The following is a 19,802-nucleotide window of genomic DNA, read 5'->3' on the forward strand; positions in this document are numbered from 1 at the left end:
TACAAACTATACGGCAGGCGTGGGGTGGGGGACAAGGCCTTTGCGGCGGTCCTCGGCTCGGAAGCTTGTTTCCGGGGCGGCTGCTTGAAGCTCCGGATCGGGAAACAAGCTCCGGGATCCGAGGGGGTTGACGTTCCGAAGCTCCCGGGTCATAGTTTTCGTATACGATTTCGTACTCGATGAGGAGTAAATCTTGGAACAGGTCACCGACCACATCCTGGCCGCGGCCCGCAAGGTCATCGCGGTGCACATCAACTTCCCCAGCCGGGCAGCCCAGCGCGGCCGTACGCCGGAGCAGCCGTCGTACTTTCTGAAGCCATCGTCCTCCCTCGCGATCAGTGGCTCAACGGTGGAACGTCCGGCCGGCTGTGAACTCCTCGGCTACGAGGGCGAGATCGCGCTGGTCATCGGCAAGCCCGCGCGTCGGGTCAGCCTGGAGGACGCGTGGAGCCACGTCGAGTGGGTCACCGCCAGCAACGACCTCGGCGTCTACGACCTCCGCTACGCGGACAAAGGCTCCAACCTCCGGTCCAAGGGCGGGGACGGCTTCACCCCGGTGGGCCCCGCGCTCATCCCGGCAGCCGACGTCGACCCCTCCGGGCTGCGGATCCGCACCTGGCACAACGGCGAACTCGTCCAGGACGACACCACCGAAGACCTACTGTTCCCCTTTGCGCGCCTCGTCGCCGACCTGTCCCAGCTCCTCACGCTCGAAACCGGCGACATCATCCTGACCGGCACCCCGGCCGGCGCCTCCGTCGCCCGGCCCGGCGACGTCGTCGAGGTCGAAGTCACCGCCGGCGCGCTCAGCAGCGGCCGCCTGGCCACCACAGTGACGGAAGGTACGACGCCGTTCGCGGACTTCGGTGCCCGGCCCAAGTCCGATGACACCCAGCGGGAGGAAGCCTACGGTTCCCGTGAAGCGGCCGGGCTCTCCGCCGTCGCGCCCGTCCTGACCCCGGAGCTGAAGAAGAAACTCGAGTCCGTGGCCACGGCCACCCTGTCGAGCCAGTTGCGCAAGCGCGGACTGAACAACGTGAGCATCGACGGGCTGCAGGCCACCCGTCCGGACCGCCGCGTCGTGGGGCTCGCCCGGACGCTGCGCTATGTTCCCAACCGCGAGGACCTCTTCAAGACTCACGGCGGAGGATTCAACGCGCAGAAACGTGCCATCGATTCCGTCAACGAAGGCGAGATCCTGGTCATGGAGGCCCGCGGCGAAAAGGGCGCGGGGACCATCGGGGACATCCTCGCAATGCGTGCCCAGATGCGCGGCGCCGCGGCCATCATCACCGACGGCGGCGTGCGCGACTATTCCGCGGTGGCAGGACTGGACATGCCCACCTACTTCGCCAATCCGCACCCCGCCGTGCTGGGCCGCCGGCACATCCCGTGGGACACGGACATCACCATCGCCTGCGGCGGGGCTACGGTCCAGCCCGGGGACATCATCGTGGCCGACTCGGACGGCATCCTGGTGATTCCGCCGGCCATCGCGGGGGAGCTGGTGGATGAGTGCATCGAGCAGGAGAAGGAAGAAGCCTTCATCTTCGAGATGGTCAAGCAGGGCAACAGCGTAGACGGTCTCTATCCGATGAACGCCCAGTGGCGTGCCCGTTACGAACAGTGGGAAGGAGCCGAAGGTGACTGAAACCGCCGTCGGGAGCGTCGCTTTGGGCGAGAAGACCGGGAGCAAGTCCGAGCAGGCTTATGCGGCCGTGAAGGCGCGCATCGTGGAGGGCACGTACACCCCGGGGTACCGCCTGGTGCTGGCGAAGATCGCCGAGGACCTCGGCGTGAGCGTGGTTCCGGTCCGTGAGGCGATCCGGCGCCTGGAGGCCGAAGGTCTCGTGAAGTTCGAACGCAACGTCGGCGCCACGGTCTCCGGGATCGATCCCACCGAGTATCTCTACACGATGCAGACCCTGAGCATCATCGAAGGAGCGGCGACGGCATTGTCCGCACCGCTGATCGATTCCGTGGCGATCGCGCGGGCCCGTGCGGTGAACGCGGAGATGCGCGACTGCCTGGAGCATTTCGACCCGGTCCGCTTCACGGCACTGAACCAGGACTTCCACAGCGTGCTCTTTGAACACTGTCCCAATCCGCACATCCTGGACCTTGTGCACCGGGGCTGGAACCGGCTCGCCTCGATCAGGGCCTCGACGTTCCGCTTTGTCCCCGGCCGCGCGCAGGAATCCGTCAAGGAGCACGAGGCACTGCTACAGCTCATCGAAAGCCATGCCGACGCCGACACCATCGAACAAGCCGCCCGCCGCCACCGCAGCGCAACCTTGGATGCGTACCTCGCACAAAGCAACGCGGGGTCACTTAGCGCCCATTAAGCGCCCCGACATGGGCCGTAAGTGACCCCGCGTTCCAATAGCAAAGGAAAAACAATGACGTTCACTGCACCAGAAACCACCACCCATTACGTCCCGAAGGACCTTCCCTCCCACATCCAGCACTTCATCAACGGCCAGTTCGTTGACTCGGTCAGCGGGAAGACCTTCGACGTCCTGGACCCGGTATCCAACGGCAACTACGCCACGGCCGCGGCCGGCCAAAAGGAAGACATCGACCTCGCCGTCGCTGCCGCCCGCGAAGCCTTCGTGAACGGTCCGTGGCCGAAGATGAAGCCGCGCGAGCGTGCCCGCGTCCTGAACAAGATCGCCGACGCCGTCGAAGCCCAGGAACAACGCCTCGCCGAGCTCGAGACCTTCGACACCGGCCTGCCGATCAGCCAGGCCAAGGGCCAGGCCCTGCGTGCCGCCGAGAACTTCCGCTTCTTCGCGGACCTGATCGTGGCCCAGTTCGACGACGCCATGAAGGTCCCGGGCTCCCAGATCAACTACGTGAACCGTAAGCCGATCGGCGTCGCGGGCCTGATCACGCCGTGGAACACCCCGTTCATGCTCGAGTCCTGGAAGCTCGCCCCCGCCCTGGCCACTGGCAACACCGTGGTGCTCAAGCCGGCCGAGTTCACTCCACTCTCGGCCTCCCTCTGGGCGCAGATCTTCAAGGACGCCGGCCTGCCCGATGGTGTGTTCAACCTGGTCAACGGCCTCGGCGAGGAAGCCGGCGACGCCCTCGTCAAGCACCCGGACGTGCCACTGATCTCCTTCACGGGCGAGACCACCACGGGCCAGACGATCTTCCGCAACGCCGCGGCCAACCTCAAGGGCCTGTCCATGGAGCTCGGCGGCAAGTCCCCGTGCGTCGTATTCGCCGACGCCGACCTCGACGCCGCGATCGATTCCGCCCTGTTCGGGGTCTTCTCCCTCAACGGAGAACGCTGCACCGCCGGCTCGCGTATCCTCGTCGAACGCGCCATCTATGACGAGTTCTGCGAAAAGTACGCCGCCCGCGCGAAGAACATCGTCGTCGGCGACCCGCACGACCCCAAGACCCAGGTCGGCGCCCTCGTCCACCCCGAGCACTACGAAAAGGTCGCCTCCTACGTGGAGATCGGCAAGTCCGAAGGCCGCCTGCTCGCCGGCGGCGGACGCCCCGAGCACCTCCCGGAAGGCAACTACATCGCACCCACGGTGTTCGCCGACGTCGCGCCCGACGCGCGGATCTTCCAGGAGGAGATCTTTGGACCCGTCGTCGCGATCACGCCGTTCGAGAACGACGACGAAGCGCTCGCCTTGGCCAACAACACCAAATACGGCCTGGCGGCCTACATCTGGACCCAGAACCTGACCCGCGCCCACAACTTCGCGCAGAACGTCGAGGCCGGCATGGTGTGGCTCAACAGCCACAACGTCCGGGACCTGCGTACCCCCTTCGGCGGCGTGAAGGCCTCGGGCCTGGGCCACGAAGGCGGCTACCGCTCCATCGATTTCTACACCGACCAGCAAGCCGTGCACATCACCCTGGGCGCTGTGCACACCCCGAAGTTCGGCGCCTAAGCGCTCCCCCTTCCCAACTAACTCGCAGTAGATGTCGTTATGGGGCTCCAAAACGACAACAAATGCGAGTCAGTTGGGTGACACCCTTTCAAAGAAGAGAGAATCCCATGACCAACTTCGTCCCCACTCCCACCGTCCCGGCACCGGATATCGTCCGCTGCGCCTACCTCGAACTCGTGGTCACGGACCTCGCCAAGTCCCGCGAGTTCTACGTGGACCTGCTCGGCCTCCACGTCACCGAGGAGGACGAGAACACCATCTACTTGCGCTCCTTCGAGGAGTTCATCCACCACAACCTGGTCCTCCGCAAGGGACCGGTGGCCGCCGCGGCAGCGTTCGCGTACCGGGTGAAGTCCCCGGCCGAAGTCGACGCCGCCGAGGCCTACTACCGCGAGCTCGGCTGCCGGGTGGAGCGCCGTAAGGACGGCTTCACCAAGGGCGTCGGCGACTCCGTCCGCGTCGAGGATCCGCTGGGCTTCCCGTACGAGTTCTTCTACGACGTGGAGCACGTCGAACGCCTCACCCAGCGCTACGACCTCTACTCCGCCGGTGAACTGGTCCGCCTGGACCACTTCAACCAGGTCACCCCCGACGTGCCCCGGGGCCGGGCCTACCTCGAGGACCTCGGCTTCCGCGTCTCGGAAGACATCAAGGATTCCGACGGCGTCACGTACGCCGCGTGGATGCACCGCAAGCAGACCGTGCACGACACCGCCCTGACCGGCGGCAACGGCCCACGCCTCCACCACATCGCCTTCTCCACGCACGAGAAGCACAACATCATCCAGATCTGCGACAAGATGGGCGCCCTGCGCATCAGCGACCGGATCGAGCGTGGCCCCGGCCGGCACGGTGTGTCCAACGCGTTCTACCTGTACATCCTGGACCCGGATGGGCACCGCATTGAGATCTACACCCAGGACTACTACACCGGCGATCCGGACAACCCCACGGTCACCTGGGACGTCCACGACAACCAGCGCCGCGACTGGTGGGGCAACCCGGTGGTCCCCTCCTGGTACACCGAGGCCTCCCTCGTCCTGGACCTGGACGGCAACCCCCAGCCTGTCGTCGTCCGCGAGGAAAAGAGCGAAATGGCGGTCACCGTGGGTGCCGACGGCTTCTCTTACACGCGCCAGGACGACGGCGCCACTGCAGGCTTCAAGGTCGGCTCGCAGCTCTAGGCCCGCAGCCCTCAACGTATGCTGACCGCAGGATGGCCGAACGGAGTGTGGAGATGCTTGACCCGAAGACGATAGAAACCATTGCGGACGAACTACTGGAGGCCGGCCGGAGCCGGACCCCGGTTCCGCGACTCACTGCCCGCTACCCCGGAATGACGGTGGAGGATTCCTACGCCGTGCAGCAGTTATGGCGCAGCCGCAACGAGGAAGCGGGCCGGAAGCTGGTGGGCCGCAAGATCGGGCTGACGTCCAAGGCCATGCAGGACGCCACCGGCATCACCGAACCCGACTATGGCGCGATCTTCGACGACATGGTCCTGGAAACCGGCTGCTCCGTGGCGTGGGACCAGTACACCCATCCGCGCGTCGAGGTAGAGCTGGCGTTCGTGCTCAAGGACGGGCTCAAGGGCCCGGGCTGCACCATCTTCGACGTCCTGAACGCCACCGACTACGTGGTTCCGGCCCTTGAGATCCTGGATTCCAGGATCGAAATGGAGGGCCGGACCATCGTGGACACCATCTCGGACAACGCGGCCATGGGCGCCATGGTGGTGGGCGGGCGCCCGGTCCGCCCGGACGCCGTCGACCTCCGCTGGGTTTCGGCCATCCTGTACAAGAACCAGGTCGTGGAGGAAACCGGCGTCGCTGCCGGGGTCCTGGACCACCCTGCGAACGGCGTGCACTGGCTCGCCAACAAGATCGCCCCGCACGGGGACGGGCTGAAGGCCGGGGAGATCATCCTCGCCGGCTCCTTCACCCGACCGCTCTGGGTGTACAAAGGCGATACCGTCCACGCAGACTACGGACCCTTGGGAGTTGTCACATGCCGGTTCGAGTAGAACCAGACCGCACGTTCCGCGAAGCCCTGGCCGCCGCCGACAGGCCCCTTGCCGGGATGTGGGTGTGTTCCGGCAGCCCGCTGATTGCCGAACTGTGTGCAGGGGCGGGCCTGGACTGGCTCCTGATCGACGCCGAACACAGCCCCAACGGCCTCGAATCCATCCTCGCCCAGCTCCAGGCCGTCCGAGGCTACCCCGTCCAGGCCGTGGTCCGCCCTCCGGTCAACGACACCGTGCTCCTCAAGCAATACCTGGACCTGGGCGTGCAGGACCTGCTCATCCCCATGGTCAACTCCGCCGCGGAAGCACAGGCCGCCGTCGCTGCAGTGCGCTACCCGCCGCACGGTGTCCGGGGCGTCGGCTCGGCCCTGGCCCGCGCCTCGCGCTGGAACCGCATCCCGGACTACCTTGCCCGCGCTTCCGAAACGGTCAGCGTCACGGTCCAGATCGAAACCGAGGCCGCGGTCGCCGCCGTGGAGGAGATCCTGGCCGTCGACGGCGTCGATGCCATCTTCGTCGGGCCCTCCGACCTCGCGGCATCCATGGGCGTGCTCGGCGAGCAGGAGCACCCGAAGGTGCGTGCCGCCGTCGAGCGCTGCCTCGCCGCGGCGAAGACCGCGGGCAAGCCGGCCGGCGTGAACGCCTTCAACGAGGCTACGGCGCGTGCGTATATGGGCGCCGGTGCGTCGTTCGTGCTGGTCGGCGCCGATGTCGCGCTCCTGGCGCGCGGCACCGAAGCGCTCGCGGACAAGTTCATCCCAACAGCGCCCGACGGCGGAGCGCCCCTTGGCGGGACAGGTGTCGCGCCGTCGAGCTACTGAACTAGGTAGGTAGTCGGTACTCTTCCCGAGGTCCTTGGACGGAGCTACATTGGATATCCCGAGGCCGCTCGGGGGCGGTCGTGGAGGGGCCGTCCGCAATTTCAATGGAGCATGCCGTGGTCGCGCAACCAGATCTCAGTCGTCAACAATCTGCAGCCACCGCCCAACCGCCGGCTGAAAAGCGGTCAGGCCCTGTGGAGTACGATCTTCGGGCGGTTTACGTCCCGCAGTCGGGGTTGTTCCTGGACGATGAGGGACGCGAATTCTTCGTTACCGCCGTGGAATTCTGGGAGCACGCGACGGTGGTCAGCCTGTGCTGGAAACGCAGGCCCATGGCAGGGCAGGGAAGTCCGCCCTTGGTTGCCACGGATGAGCACGACCGGGTGCTGGGCGTACTGCGCATCTGGAACGTTGGTGCGCGATCGATCCAACATTTTGAACCGATTTCTCCGGCAGCCCGCGCCTTGACGGTGCTCATCGCCAGGAAAACAGGAACACAGGAACTGTTCAGCTGCAGGACGCCCGTGGCAAGGAAAGAGCCAACGAAGTGAGCTCTCCCAACTAGCTCGCAGTTGTTGTCGTTTTGACGCCTCATAACGACAACAACTGTTAGTCAGTTGGGTTAGAGGTACAGGAAGCTCGCCCGCGGAAGCTAGGCGGAGCGCGCGATGCCCCGCGTGGATCTGCGGATATGCTCTGGCGTCAGCCCGGTCAGCGAAGCAAGTTCAAGGTCATCGCAGGCTTGGGTGCGGAGCGCCGTGACGATCAACGCCTCCCGCTGATTAACGATCCGGTCGCGGTGCTTTTCGGCCGCTTTGAGTTGCTCGCTTTTCGCCCTCAGGGCATCCACATGGGCGCTTCGCGGAAGCCCACTCGGGTGGAGGTCGTCATAAGCCAAGCCAATGGTCCGGACAGCTCGAATGTTTTCTCCGGTCAGCGCTGAAATTGTGGCCAAGTTGAGCCCGTCTTCAAGGGCCTGGGCGATCATCTCGTTCCGCGCTGCGGTCATGGTGCGGATGGCGCTCAAAGCATGGGAGAGGAGCTGCCTGTGCGCCTCGAGGGCATGCGTAAGCTTGGTGCGCTCCTCCTTGGCCTCGGCTGGGGGACGGACTGGAACCTTGGCCCGGTAGGTGTACCTGCCGGTGGTTGGCGCGCCCCGAAGGGACCCGGATTGGGCTGGCATTGGATCCCTTTCGGACTCTTCGCGAAGTTCTGATCTATGAAATCTAGGCGGCTTTCGCAGGGCTGCGGAAATACCAATACCGCGTGAACCCATAAGGAAAGTGCATAGAAGATTTCCCATATGGGACACAAAGTTCCCGAATGGTGGGTGGAATTCCCATACGGGAGCGGTGGTCATAAGAGTCTCTTATTGATCCACGCACATTAGGTCTTATCCACGGCGCCCGGCAGTGCCTAGTCTCGAAATTGGGGATTCGACACCCGAATCCTGAGTTTCACGATTCTGGAGAAGACAATGTCCGAGTACCTGCCGGCGTCGAGGGTCACACGCATCAAGTCCTCAGCGAGCGTTGCGGCCGCCGCCCGTGTCCGTGAACTACGAGCCGAAGGCATCCCGATCATCGACCTGACCGTCGGCGAGCCGGACTTCGACACCCCCGAGCACATCAAGGCGGCCGCTATCGAAGCGATCAACGCCGGCCAGACCAAATACACCTCGGTGACCGGAACCCCCGAGTTGCAGACCGCCATCCTCCGCCGGATTGAAGGCCATACCGGCGTGCACTACGAAGCGAACCAGCTGACCATCGGCGGCGGAGCCAAGCAAGTCATCTACGTCGCACTCATGGCATCGCTCAACGAGGGTGACGAAGTCATCGTCCCGGCGCCGTACTGGGTCTCCTACCCGGACATGGTCCTCGCCAACGACGGCACGCCCGTGATCGTCGCTTGCGGCGAAGACACAGGTTTCAAGCTCACACCGGCCGCCCTCCGCGAAGCCATCACGCCGAAGACCAAATGGCTCATCCTCAACGCTCCGTCCAACCCAACGGGCGCCGTGTACTCTCGCGAAGAACTGCGGGAGCTCGGTTCCGTCCTTGAGGAATTCCCGAACGTCTACGTCCTCACCGATGAGATCTATGACGAAATCCACTTCGGGGATGGCCGGGTGACGAGCCTCGTCACGGCTGTTCCGTCCCTTCGCGACCGCATCCTCCTGGTCAACGGCGTCTCCAAGGCCTATGCCATGACCGGTTGGCGCCTTGGCTACGGCGTGGGTCCGGCGCCGTTGATCGCGGCGATGAACAAGCTGCAGTCGCAGACCTCCTCCTGCCCGTCGTCGGTCAGTCAGGCGGCGGCGGCAGCAGCGCTGAACGGCGACCAGTCATTCGTCCGGGACAGCGTGGAGGTGTACCGCAAGCGCCGGGACGTCGCCGTCGAAGGCCTCAACGCCATTGACGGACTGTCCGTGGCCCCGGCCGAGGGCGCCTTCTACGCCTACGTGAATTGCGGCGGCGTCATCGGCAAGACAGCTCCGGACGGCACGGTCATCGAGAACGACCAGGACTTCACGATGTACCTCCTCGATGCGGCCGCGGTCGCCGTCATCCAGGGCTCGGCGTATGGCCTTGGCCCCTACTTCCGGATCTCCTTCGCCACTTCGCTGGAGACCATCAACGCCGGCGTGGACTCGATCCGCAAGGCAGTCAGCGCCCTCAACTAAGCCGCACGGGCACCCCCAGAGCCAGCCAAGAGAAAGATTCAGGAAATGATCCACGTCAAAACCAAGTTCCAGAGGCCGGACGCAGACGTCGTCAGCCGCCTCGCGGCGTTCTCCTCCGCGACCATCCACGAAGCCCAAGGCCGCCGCGGCGCCCTGAGCTCCAAGATCAAGCCGATCGACCGCTCGATGTCCTTCTGCGGCCCGGCCGTGACCGTGGCCTGCGCACCCCAGGACAACCTCATGCTGCAGGTCGCCATCCACTACGCCCAGGCCGGCGATGTGGTCCTGGTCGGTGCGCAGGAATTTTCCGACGCCGGAACCTTCGGCGACGTCTTGGGCAACGCCATGAAGGCCAAGGGCATCGCGGCCATGGTGACGGATTCGGGCGTGCGGGACACCCAGGACCTCATCGAACTCGGCCTCCCGGTCTTCTCGGGCAGCGTCTGCATCAAGGGCACGGTCAAGGAAACCCTCGGGCCCATCAACCACCCGCTCGTTTTCGGCGATGAAATCGTCTACCCCGGCGACATCCTCCGCGGTGACGCTGACGGCGTCGTGGTCGTCCGCCGTGAGGAAGCCGAGGAGGTCATCGCGCTCTCCCAGGCCCGGGACGACGCCGAACGCGAGCTGATCAAGGCTTACCACGCCGGAGGCACCACCATCGAGTTGTGCGGGTTGACGGAGAAGCTGAAGGCCAAGGGACTCCTGGTCGAAGACTGATTGGCATGCCAAGGCCGGTCACCGAATGCGGTGGCCGGCTTTTGCGTGCCCGTTTCCGGGCACGAAGTCTCCGGGCGCGAAGAAGGCGCCTTGCCTGGGGGCAAGGCGCCTTGGGTGGAAAGCCGGGTCAGTCCAGTCCGGGGTGTCCTGGCCGGGCGTCCACCAGGTACCACTCGATGCTGTGTCCGGCATGAGCCGGCATGAGGCTTCCTTCGAAGACGAAGAGGGGTTCGCCCACCCCGCCCAAGGGACGCCAGAAACCATTCCTTGGGCAGTGGAATCCGGTCCGTGCGCTGATCGTTCCGAGGGTTGGATTCGAAGCCCACCGGGTCTGGCTGATCTTTTTCACCGCTGTTCCTTTGATTGGGTTCACGGAATCCGAGAACCGCTTTCGAATTACTTGCCAATTCGATATTAGGAAATAAAAGCGTCCGTGAATAAGACCAAAGATGTCTGTCCGGATAAGGCAATGTTATGGATGGATCAAGCCTCGGATGGATCGGCTGCGTACTTGCTGATCAGCTGCTGCAGCATCTCCTTGACCAGGATTAGCACGGCAGAGGCGGCTTCGGACAGCGGCTCATGGTCGGGGGTGCACAGGGCAATCTTGCTCTGGAGGGCCGGTTCGACGATCCGCAGGACCTTGAAGTTCTCCTCGGGGAAGAGCGCATCAGCGGCGGATTTTGGAAGGACGGTGGCCCCGAGGTTTGCACGGATGAGCCGGACCAGGGAGGGAACCGACTCCACTTCTCCTACGAGCCGCAGGGGCAAGCCTTGATCGGCCAGTCCTTTCTCGATGATCTGGCGCAGGGTGTGGTTCTTTTCGGGGAGGAATAGTCCAAGGCCGCTGGCTTCTTCAAGCGTGACAGTAGAGCGTCCGTGCGCCACATCGACGTCTTCATGGGTCACCAAGTGCAGGTCTTCCACGATCATGGTGGTGAACTGCACCCCGCGGATCTTCCCCGGCTCGTAGATCAACGCCATGTCGAGCCGGCCGTTCTTGATTGCTTCGCTCAACACCCCGCCGAAGATCTCGGTCAAGTGCACCACGATGTCCGGGTATCGCCGGCCGACCTCGCGGATGATCTGCGGCGTCAGGCTGGAAGCCATGCTGTACGGTGCGATGGCGATCGAGACCCTGCCCGACGGCGCCGCCCCGGATGCCGCCACGTCCTGCCGGGCCTGTTCAACGAGCCGCAGGATGGTCTGGGCATGGCGATAGAGCGTGTGTCCCGCGGCGGTTGGCTCGACTCCTTGCTTGCTGCGGATCAAGAGTCGCTGCTTCAGGTCGCTTTCCAGCGCCGACACCTGCTGGCTGAGGGCAGGCTGGGCGACGTGGAGCGCAGCGGCCGCCTTGGTAATGCTCCCCGAATCGACGATCTTTACAAAATACGAGAGCTTCCGCGTGTCCATGGGTCTGCCTTCCTCCAAGCCCTCAATGGGGCCAGGATGCCATAAGGAAATTCTATGTAGGGACACACAATCCATCTTTGTGTGACCTGTCTCTCAGCTACTAAATTTGAGATCCACATCCCCATGGTGGCGTTTCCCAAGCATTGCTTGGCAGTTCGTTGACTCCCCATCAACCGAATTGTCCCGATACCCAAATATACCCCGCCATCAGCAAGTGTGCCGTAGGTCATAACCAGAGGCTATCCCGTGATAGCGAATAGGTCTTTGTGCCCGAAGTTCACGGGTGCGAGACTTCTATCACCAAAGAATTACCGCAGTTCCTCTGATTGAAGAATTTTAGCTAAACACTTCCAATCGAAGGGGCAACTCAATTCTTCCGATATTCCAGCCGCTCGAATGGAAATACCGGACCCTAATGCAGAACCATGGAAAGAGAACCACGTGAACCCGACAATTGATCTTGTAGCGGATCTTGGAGAGGGATTCGGTGCCTACACCATAGGCAGCGACACCGATCTTCTGGAGATCGTTTCAAGTGCCAATATCGCTTGCGGGTTCCACGCGGGCGATCCCGACATCATGGACGCAACCGTCGCTGAATGCGTTCGCCGCGGAGTGGGTATCGGAGCCCATCCGAGTTTCCCTGACTTGCGTGGTTTCGGGCGCCGGGACATGGGCCTGACTGCCAACGAGGTACGCGCCGACGTGCTCTACCAACTGGGCGCCCTGAACGGCTTCGCCGCCTTCCACGGAACCAAGGTGAGCCACCTTGCGCCGCACGGCCGGCTGGGAAATCTCGTCGCCGTCCGTGAGGACTACGCTGCGGCCGTGGCTGAAGCCGCCGCCCGCGTGGACAACGAACTCATCGTGGTCGCGCAGGAAGGCGAGTTGGCGAAGGCGGCGCGTTCCGCCGGCCTGGACGTGGCCATCGTGGGCATCGTCGATCGTGCCTACCAGGAAGACGGGACGCTGGTCCCGCGCAGCCAGCCCGGCGCCGTGCTGCACGACCCCTCGGCAATTGTCGAGCGGACGGTCCGCATGGTGTGCGAAGGCAAGATCCGGTGCGCGAACGGCACCGACATCGACATCTCTACGGACACTGTCCTGCTTCACGGAGACAACCCCGGCGCCGTCGGACTCGCCCGGCTCATCCGCTCGGAACTCATTTCGGCAGGCGTGCGCATCGCCCCGCTGACCGAAGTCATGGATGCCAAGAGGAAGGCGGCCTGACATGTCCGTTCTCACGGCGGCTCCCACCGAGATCTACGAATCCGGAGACTCCGCATTGCGTGTCGTCGCACTTGCTGAAGCAAGCGAGGACAACTGGCTCACGGTCCACCGTCTTGCCGACTGGCTGGAAAGCTGCGGCGCCGAGGGACTTCACGGTGCGGTACCCACCTACGATTCCGTACTGGTGGAATTCGACCCCGTGCTTGTGTCGGCCCGTCAGGTTCGAGCGTTCGTAAAGCTGGGACTCCTCGAAATGGGCCGGTCCGCCGGTGCCTCGACGGCGCCCCGTGAGTTTGATGTTCCTGTGGCCTACGGTGGCGAATTCGGCCCCGACCTGGAGAATGTCGCCGCTTATCAGGGCATCTCCACCGAGGAAGTCATCCGGCTCCACACCGAAAAGACCTACACCGTCCGCTGCCTCGGCGCGCCGGCAGGCTCGCCGATGATGGATGGCCCCGGCTTCCCGAAGCCTGTGCCGCGCCTCAAGGATCCCCGGCTCAGCGTCCCGGCCGGAGCCGTGGCTGTGGCCGGACGCCAAGCCGTCATCGCACCAGCGTCCGCGCCCGGTGGCTGGTGCGTCATCGGCCAGACTCCCTTGACCGTCCTGAACATTCGCCGCGAACCACTGGTGCCCTACAAGCCAGGCGACATTCTCCGGTTCCGCGGTATCGAGGCCGGAGAGTTCGACTCTTACGTCGGCAAGGAACTGGAACCCAGGCCATGAGCGGGCACATCCTCATCCAGCAACCCGGCAACGCCGTGGTCACAGACCTTGGCCGGTTCCGTGGACCCCGCTTCGGACTTCCCGTGAATGGCGCCCTGGACCAGTACTCGGCCCGAGCCGCCAACATCCTGGCCGGCAACCTGGACAACGATCCCCTGGTGGAGATCACTGCCCTCGACTTCAGGATGAAAGCGAACTCGGACATCCTGATCGCAGTCACGGGCGCTCCGCTGGCACTCACCGTCGGCGGGCGTCCTTGCAGCCAGTGGGAACCGGTTTCGGTCCGTGCGGGCGAGACCGTGGCTATCCGGGGAATCAACCGGGGCCTTCGTGCCTACCTGGCCGTCCACGGCTCCGTGGAGGCGCCGATGCTGTTGGGCAGTTGTGCTCCGGACACCGTTGTGGGCTTCGGCCTGCAGCTCAAGGAAGGAACCACACTCCTGACCCGCCGCAGCGTGGGCCCTGTCCGCCAACCGTACTTCGACCTTCCGCTCTTCCGGCTCGGTCTGGAACGGCCGAACATGGGGCAGCAACTGATGGTCGACGTGACCGATGGTCCGGATGTCGCCGAATTCGGCGATTCCGCCGAGCTGCTCTTCACCTTGGAATACGCCGTGAGTGGCCGGAGCAATCACATCGGCCTGAGGCTCGGCGGCGAGCTTCCCGAAAGAACCTCAAGCGGTGAAGTGCTTTCGCGCGGCGTGCCGGTAGGCGCCGTCGAAGTTCCTTCCCGGGAAGAGTTGCTGGTGCTGCATCGGGGACGCGGCGTCACCGCCGGCTATCCGGTCCTCGCAGTGGTCACCAGTAATGGCCTGGACGTCCTTGCGCAAGCACGCCCGGGCGACAAGGTCCACTTCAGGAAAACAACCGTGGCGGAGGCAACCTCCGCCCACCGGCGCTCGCGGGCGCAGCTTGAAACCCTCCGCGAATCCGTCAACACAGTCTTCGGACTACTAGGCATTGGATGCCGACCCCAGTGGCAGGACCTCCCGGTTGCGGCATGCAGCTAAAAACCTGTCGTCAAAACCAAGAGGCGTTGCTACGCTCAACATCGAGAAGGAAATGTCATGACCGCTAACACCAACGCTGCGCAAGTGCAGCATGAACGGCTCACAGGCCGTCAAACGCGCAAGGTTGTCACCGCAGGCTGCGTTGGCATCTTCGTGGAACTCTATGACAACGGCATCTTCGCGTTCATGGCAGGAACGCTCGCCTTGGTGTTCCTCGCCCCAGGCAACCCGGACAACGCCTTGTTGTTCGTCTTCGCAGGTTATGCAGTGTCGTTCTTCGTCCGCCCCCTTGGCGCCGTGGTTTGCGGTTATTTGGGCGACCGGATCGGCAGGCAAAAGCTGCTGGTGTTCGTCATTCTGCTGATCAGCGTGGCCACCGCGGGCATCGGCATCCTGCCCACGTACGCGGCTATCGGCATTGCGGCTCCCATCCTGCTCGTCCTGCTGCGGCTCCTGCAGGGCTTCTCGGTCGGTGGCGAGGCCGCCGGCGCCATGACCTTCCTCGCTGAGCACGCCCCCGAAGGCAAGCGCGGCATCATCACCTCCTACGCACAGATCGCGTCGTTCGCAGCCCTGCTCACCGGCACCCTCGTGGCGTTCTCCATGTCTCCGTGGCTCACCCAGTCCGCGATCGACGGCGGTGGCTTCGGCTCCTTCGCATGGCGCATTCCGTTCCTGGTCGCCATTCCCATGGGCGTCATCGGCTGGTACATCCGCAAGGCCATCGCGGACACCCCCAACTTCACAAAGCTCAAGGAAGAGGGCGGCCTCTCCAAGAACCCGCTCAAGGAAGCCTTCCAGTCCGCTGAGCACCGCCGGGCCATGGTTCTGGCGCTCTTCATCCCGCTCATGAACGGCTCCGGCTACTACGTCCTGTTCTCCTACATGCCCACGTTCCTCAAGGGCAAGCAGCTCAACTTCACCATCGGCGAGGCACTGTTCATCACCGCCTGCAGCCTGGTTGTCATCTGCATCGCCATTCCTTTCATGGGCGCCCTCTCCGACCGCATCGGCCGCAAGAAGGTCATCGCCGGCTCCGCCATCGCCATGACCATCCTGGGCATCCCGTCCTACGCCCTCATCGCAACGGGCAACATGGGCCTGGCCATCCTTGGTGCCTCCATCATGGCCATCGTCTTCGCCGGCCACACGGCCGTCATCCACATCCTGATCGTTGAGCTGTTCCCCACCCGGGTTCGGTACTCCGCCTACGGCCTCGGCTACAACATTTCCTCCGCGCTCTTCGGTGGAACTGCTCCGTTGCTGATGACCTGGCTGATCAGCAGCACTGGCAACATCTACATGCCGGCCTTCTACGCGGTCATCACGGCCCTCGGCACGCTTGCAGCCGTGAGCACGGTCAAGGACCGGGCACACGAACCCCTGCGCGACGCTTAGGCGCCGCTGACCTCCGGGCACAGCTCGTGCCTTCCAGTCCCACCTTTTGGAGAACAGATGTCTTTTTCCGACTACAACACCGCCCTCGTCACCGGAGCGTCAACCGGTATGGGTGCCGCAATCACCGAGCGGCTGGCCAAGAGGGGCCTGACTGTTCACGCAGTTGCCCGCAACGAGGAACGCCTCAGCGAACTGGCCGATCGTACGGGTGCCATCCCGCACGTTGTGGACCTGACCGACACGGCGGCCCTGACCGCCGTCGTGAGCGAGCTGAAGGTCGATGTCCTGGTCAACTGCGCCGGAGTTTCCCGGCCCGGCAACCTCCTGGACTCGTCCGAGCAGGACATCGACGAGCTCATTGACGTCAACCTTCGGGGCCTGCTCCAGCTCACGCGGCTGGTCCTGCCGGGCATGGTGGAGCGCGACCTTGGCCACATCATCAACATCAGCTCGATCGCAGGCGTCTACAACTTCTACGGCCACACGGTGTACCACGCCACGAAGGCAGCCGTGCATCAGATCTCCCGCCAGCTCCGGAACGACACCGTCGGCAAGCGCATCCGCGTGACGGAGATCTGCCCGGGCCGGGTGGAAACCGAGATCTTCGGCCGGAACATGGGCGGCACGCCCGAAGCCATGGAAGAAGCATGGAAGACGTACTACGAAGGCTACGAGTCGCTGACCACTGACGACATCGTCAACGCACTCGACTACGCCATCGAAACCCCGCGCCACGTCAACGTGGGCATGCTGGAACTCATGCCGACGTTCCAGGTCCCGGGCGGTCTCACCTTCGACAGGCGCTGACCGCAACAAGCTGGCGGCCGCGAATCTCGCGGCCGCCAGCACCCGTTTCCGGGGAAAAGGCTTTTTGGGGCCCGCCGTCAGGCGGGCCTTCCGCTTTCGGAGGGCCCGACGTCGGGCGTTCAGTCCTCCTGGAGCGCTTGAGTCAAGTGGTGCGTGGGGATGCGGTCGCGGTCATACGTGATTTCCGTGTAACCGTGCGGTTCCGGCCGGCCGTCGTGCCCGAGGTTGACGAACACGATTTCCTCGATGGTCAGGATGCTGTCCCGGGTGATCATGTTGCGCACCTCCGCACGCATGGTCAGTGATGTCCGGCCGAAACGGACCGCCGTGAGGCCCATTTCCACCAGATCGCCTTGCACGGCCGAGCTGACGAAGTTGATTTCGGAGATGTACTTGGTGACGGCGCGACCGTTTCCAAGTTGGAGGATGGCGTAGATTGCCGCTTCCTCGTCGATCCATTTCAACAGGCTTCCACCGAACAGCGTGCCGTTGGCGTTGAGGTCCTCCGGACGTATCCACTTGCGGGTACGGAACGTGATGTCAGCCTTTTCCATAATGCGAGATTAGCCGAGGCCGGGCGCCCGCGTCTCCTGCGGCGTGCCATGCTTGGCGCGACTCCGTAACATGGATACGGTGCACCCGGTTCAGGGCACAACACGAAACGCCGATTCGCGCACCATGCGGCAAACCGGGAACGCGCTGGAGGAACACCATGAAGATCGACAAAACCCACCGTAGCGCCGGGCTGAGCGCCCTGCCTTCCGGCAGGGGCCGCTGAACATGCCACCGCTGGATGCCGTGCTGGGCGCCTGGTCAATGAACTGGCCAGCCCTGGTCATTCTTGTTGCCGCGGTCGCCCTGTATTCAAAGGGCCTGCTTGCCGCCAAGCGCCGGGATATCCGCTGGCCCCTGTGGAACTCGTTGGCCTTCTTCGTCCTCGGCCTGGGCAGTTTCGCGGCACTGAGCTTCGGATTCCCGGGCACCTACAGCCACGATCTGCGGTGGGCCTTCACCCTCAAGGTGACGTCCTATCTTTTTGTGGTCCCGCTGTTGATTGGCCTGGGCAAGCCGCTCACGCTTGCACGGCAGACCCTTGGCCCCGTGGGGGCGGCAAGGTTGGAAACGGTCCTCCGGCACCGACTTGTCCGCATGCTCAGCAACACGCTCGTGGCGGCGCTGCTGGGCCTCGCCATGTTCACGCTGTTCCTGACCCCGTTCTTCTACGTGCTCCGGACCAACCCCGCCGCCGACATCATTCTGACCCTGCTGGTGCCCGTTATGGGACTCCTCATGACCGTGCCGATCATGGAAGACGGCGCAGGACGCACTGGATCGCTCATTGTGGTCGAGTTCATCTTTGTATTCATTGAGCTGCTCGCCGACGCAGTGCCTGGGGTCCTGATGCGGCTCAGCCCGGGAATCCTCGACGGCGCCACGTCGGTTTTGGGCAATCAGCCAGCCTGGTTCCCCTCACCATTGCGCGACCAGCAACTCGCCGGAGACCTGATGTGGTTCCTGGCGGAGACCGTGGATCTCCCACTCATCATCCTGATGTTCGTCCGGTTCTCCCGGAGCGACAAGCACGAGGCCAAGAGCTTCGACGACCTGAGCGATGAAGAAATCGAAGCCATGAATCGGGCCCACCTGGGACAGGGCGGACGCAGCCTGGATTGATCCGGTGACGCTGGATCCGGTGACGGATGGGTTCGGTGACGGCTGGGTTCGGTGGGCGCCGGTCCCTTAGGCCATCGCCGTGTGCGATGCGCTGTGCGAATCGATCGGCTTGGCGTAGCACTGGGAGTGGCTGACACCAATGTAGGGCCCGAAATTGGGTACGGCCGAGAAGCCGGCGCTCTCGTAGAAGCTGCGGCCGTCCGATTGGGCGGACCCCGCTTCCGCCGTGATCACGCTGAAACCGTGGGCATGTGCCTGCGCCTCAAGCGCGGCGAGGATGGAACTGGCCACTCCTGAGCCCCGGGCGTATGGGACAACGTATAGCCGCTTGATTTCAGCGGTTTCGGCGTCCAGAATCCTTAGCCCTCCGCAGCCCAAAGGCTGGCCGGAGCACTTTTCGTAGGCGACGACGAAGACCGCAGTGTCGGCTTCGGACGGCGCGGGCCCGGGCTCGTGGTCGGAATTGCCGAAACGTCCATCCAGTTCCGCTTGTTGCGCCGCGCGGAGATCTGCACCCACCGGATTGGCCCACGTGACCTGTCTGATGTTGAGCCGCGGATTGGTCTGCATCGGAACCTCTTTCGCCGGAGGGGGTTATGCAAATCAAGCCTAGGAAGCGGGGGTTACCGTGGTGTTTCCTCCGCGTAAGCGTCCGGAGAAATACCCGGTGTTGGGGTCGGCCCCAGGCCAGCCGTCATTCGACGGCGTCGCCGGTGGGGTCCTCGACCGTCTGGTCGGCAAAGGCAAGTCCGCCGACCGGGCTTTGGTCCCAGTGCAGCAGGCGCCAGCCGGTCTCCGGGTCGCCCTCGAGCACCACGATCCCGGTGTTCTGCAGCTGGTGGGTGGCTGCGAACTCGCGGCCGACATCCGCGGCACGCCGGCCCGCCCAGCAGCGGATCGCGGCACCATGGCTGACCACGACGGCGGTCTGGTCGCCTGCCGCTGCCACCTTGGCAATGGCAGCGTCGTAGCGGGCGAAGAACTCGTGTCCATCACCCGCTCCCGGCATGCGGACATCCAGTTCACCGTCGGTCCAGGCGAAAACAGTGCTCATGTACCGGTGGTGCGATTCGTGGTCGGTGAGCTTCTCCAAAGCCCCGGCCTCAATCTCCTGCAGGCCGTGCACTACGGTGGCCTCGAGCCCGAGGGCTTTTGCGAGCGGGGCGGCCGTCAGCTGGGTGCGGACCAGCGTGGATGCATAGATGGCCGTGATGTCCTCGTTCGCAAGCGACGCGGGGAGCGCTGCGGCCTGACGTTCGCCGAGATCAGTCAGTCCCGGACCGGGAAACGCCGTGTCCAACTGGCCCAGGACGTTTCCGGGGGTTTGCCCGTGACGGATAAGCAAAAGCCTCATGCTGACACAGTTTCCTTCCATCGATTCG

At 64.1% G+C, this 19,802-nt stretch carries 21 protein-coding genes; 15 read left to right on the forward strand and 6 right to left on the reverse strand.

The window, feature by feature from the left end; all coding sequences use genetic code 11:
* Positions 1–193: 193 nt before the first annotated feature.
* The 7 genes from ACSBOX_RS00710 to ACSBOX_RS00740 all read left to right on the forward strand — a co-directional run bounded on the left by ACSBOX_RS00710 (position 194) and on the right by ACSBOX_RS00740 (position 7,309).
* A complete protein-coding gene (locus ACSBOX_RS00710) occupies positions 194–1,651 on the forward strand; it encodes a fumarylacetoacetate hydrolase family protein (RefSeq protein ID WP_442544346.1) in 1,458 nt (485 codons plus the stop codon).
* A complete protein-coding gene (locus ACSBOX_RS00715) occupies positions 1,644–2,345 on the forward strand; it encodes a GntR family transcriptional regulator (RefSeq protein WP_442544347.1) in 702 nt (233 codons plus the stop codon). Before ACSBOX_RS00710 ends, ACSBOX_RS00715 begins: the two co-directional genes overlap by 8 nt.
* A 54-nt stretch (positions 2,346–2,399) precedes the next feature.
* Entirely contained in the window at positions 2,400–3,914 is a 1,515-nt protein-coding gene (hpaE, locus tag ACSBOX_RS00720; protein WP_442544348.1) for a 5-carboxymethyl-2-hydroxymuconate semialdehyde dehydrogenase, read from the forward strand.
* A gap of 107 nt (positions 3,915–4,021) precedes the next feature.
* Positions 4,022–5,098, forward strand: coding sequence for a 3,4-dihydroxyphenylacetate 2,3-dioxygenase (gene hpaD, locus ACSBOX_RS00725; RefSeq protein WP_442544349.1), 1,077 nt, complete (start codon positions 4,022–4,024; stop codon positions 5,096–5,098).
* Positions 5,099–5,151: 53 nt separating this feature from the next.
* On the forward strand, positions 5,152–5,937 hold the full coding sequence (gene hpaH / locus ACSBOX_RS00730; RefSeq protein WP_442546093.1) for a 2-oxo-hept-4-ene-1,7-dioate hydratase: 786 nt from the start codon (positions 5,152–5,154) through the stop codon (positions 5,935–5,937).
* On the forward strand, positions 5,922–6,758 hold the full coding sequence (locus ACSBOX_RS00735) for an HpcH/HpaI aldolase family protein (RefSeq protein ID WP_442544350.1): 837 nt from the start codon (positions 5,922–5,924) through the stop codon (positions 6,756–6,758). The genes hpaH and ACSBOX_RS00735 overlap by 16 nt, the downstream gene beginning before the upstream one ends.
* A 194-nt stretch (positions 6,759–6,952) precedes the next feature.
* Positions 6,953–7,309: a hypothetical protein gene (locus ACSBOX_RS00740; RefSeq protein ID WP_442544351.1), complete on the forward strand. Its 357-nt coding sequence runs from the start codon at positions 6,953–6,955 to the stop codon at positions 7,307–7,309.
* Between the two features lie 101 nt (positions 7,310–7,410).
* Here the strand turns inward: ACSBOX_RS00740 and ACSBOX_RS00745 are convergent, their stop codons facing one another.
* Positions 7,411–7,941, reverse strand: a complete 531-nt coding sequence (locus ACSBOX_RS00745; protein ID WP_442544352.1) for a hypothetical protein — start codon at positions 7,939–7,941, stop codon at positions 7,411–7,413.
* A gap of 294 nt (positions 7,942–8,235) precedes the next feature.
* Between ACSBOX_RS00745 and ACSBOX_RS00750 the strand changes: the two genes are divergently transcribed.
* Complete coding sequence (locus ACSBOX_RS00750) at positions 8,236–9,444, forward strand: aspartate transaminase (protein WP_442544353.1); 1,209 nt, start codon at positions 8,236–8,238, stop codon at positions 9,442–9,444.
* Between the two features lie 45 nt (positions 9,445–9,489).
* Positions 9,490–10,164 (forward strand): 4-carboxy-4-hydroxy-2-oxoadipate aldolase/oxaloacetate decarboxylase, encoded by a 675-nt coding sequence (locus tag ACSBOX_RS00755; protein ID WP_364536690.1) that lies wholly within the window; start codon positions 9,490–9,492, stop codon positions 10,162–10,164.
* A 127-nt stretch (positions 10,165–10,291) separates the two neighbouring features.
* Here ACSBOX_RS00755 and ACSBOX_RS00760 read toward each other — a convergent pair whose 3' ends face one another.
* Both ACSBOX_RS00760 and ACSBOX_RS00765 read right to left on the reverse strand, forming a co-directional pair.
* Entirely contained in the window at positions 10,292–10,513 is a 222-nt protein-coding gene (locus ACSBOX_RS00760) for a hypothetical protein (protein ID WP_078107201.1), read from the reverse strand.
* Between the two features lie 134 nt (positions 10,514–10,647).
* Positions 10,648–11,577 carry a LysR substrate-binding domain-containing protein gene (locus tag ACSBOX_RS00765; protein WP_442544354.1) on the reverse strand — a complete coding sequence of 310 codons (930 nt, stop codon included), beginning with the start codon at positions 11,575–11,577 and terminating at the stop codon, positions 10,648–10,650.
* Between the two features lie 441 nt (positions 11,578–12,018).
* Between ACSBOX_RS00765 and ACSBOX_RS00770 the strand changes: the two genes are divergently transcribed.
* The 5 genes from ACSBOX_RS00770 to ACSBOX_RS00790 are packed head-to-tail and all read left to right on the forward strand — an operon-like array spanning position 12,019 to position 16,746.
* The gene (locus ACSBOX_RS00770; protein ID WP_442544355.1) at positions 12,019–12,807 is read left to right on the forward strand and encodes a LamB/YcsF family protein; all 789 of its coding nucleotides are present in this window, start codon (positions 12,019–12,021) and stop codon (positions 12,805–12,807) included.
* Between the two features lies 1 nt (position 12,808).
* Complete coding sequence (locus tag ACSBOX_RS00775) at positions 12,809–13,531, forward strand: 5-oxoprolinase subunit B family protein (RefSeq protein WP_442544356.1); 723 nt, start codon at positions 12,809–12,811, stop codon at positions 13,529–13,531.
* Positions 13,528–14,541, forward strand: coding sequence for a biotin-dependent carboxyltransferase family protein (locus tag ACSBOX_RS00780; RefSeq protein WP_442544357.1), 1,014 nt, complete (start codon positions 13,528–13,530; stop codon positions 14,539–14,541). Before ACSBOX_RS00775 ends, ACSBOX_RS00780 begins: the two co-directional genes overlap by 4 nt.
* Positions 14,542–14,598: 57 nt before the next feature.
* Positions 14,599–15,939, forward strand: coding sequence for an MFS transporter (locus ACSBOX_RS00785; RefSeq protein ID WP_078107212.1), 1,341 nt, complete (start codon positions 14,599–14,601; stop codon positions 15,937–15,939).
* A 57-nt stretch (positions 15,940–15,996) separates the two neighbouring features.
* Positions 15,997–16,746 carry an SDR family oxidoreductase gene (locus ACSBOX_RS00790; protein ID WP_078107213.1) on the forward strand — a complete coding sequence of 250 codons (750 nt, stop codon included), beginning with the start codon at positions 15,997–15,999 and terminating at the stop codon, positions 16,744–16,746.
* A 119-nt stretch (positions 16,747–16,865) separates the two neighbouring features.
* Here ACSBOX_RS00790 and ACSBOX_RS00795 read toward each other — a convergent pair whose 3' ends face one another.
* A complete protein-coding gene (locus tag ACSBOX_RS00795; protein ID WP_078107214.1) occupies positions 16,866–17,300 on the reverse strand; it encodes an acyl-CoA thioesterase in 435 nt (144 codons plus the stop codon).
* Between the two features lie 226 nt (positions 17,301–17,526).
* On the opposite strand from ACSBOX_RS00795, the gene ACSBOX_RS00800 reads away from it, so the two are divergent.
* Positions 17,527–18,420, forward strand: coding sequence for a cytochrome c oxidase assembly protein (locus ACSBOX_RS00800; RefSeq protein WP_442544358.1), 894 nt, complete (start codon positions 17,527–17,529; stop codon positions 18,418–18,420).
* Positions 18,421–18,486: 66 nt separating this feature from the next.
* Here ACSBOX_RS00800 and ACSBOX_RS00805 read toward each other — a convergent pair whose 3' ends face one another.
* The gene (locus ACSBOX_RS00805; RefSeq protein WP_442544359.1) at positions 18,487–18,990 is read right to left on the reverse strand and encodes a GNAT family N-acetyltransferase; all 504 of its coding nucleotides are present in this window, start codon (positions 18,988–18,990) and stop codon (positions 18,487–18,489) included.
* A 124-nt stretch (positions 18,991–19,114) separates the two neighbouring features.
* Positions 19,115–19,774, reverse strand: coding sequence for a histidine phosphatase family protein (locus ACSBOX_RS00810; RefSeq protein WP_415986987.1), 660 nt, complete (start codon positions 19,772–19,774; stop codon positions 19,115–19,117).
* Positions 19,775–19,802 lie beyond the last annotated feature (28 nt).

It is taken from the genome of Arthrobacter sp. KN11-1C, from assembly GCF_052180225.1.
Lineage (GTDB): Bacteria > Actinomycetota > Actinomycetes > Actinomycetales > Micrococcaceae > Arthrobacter.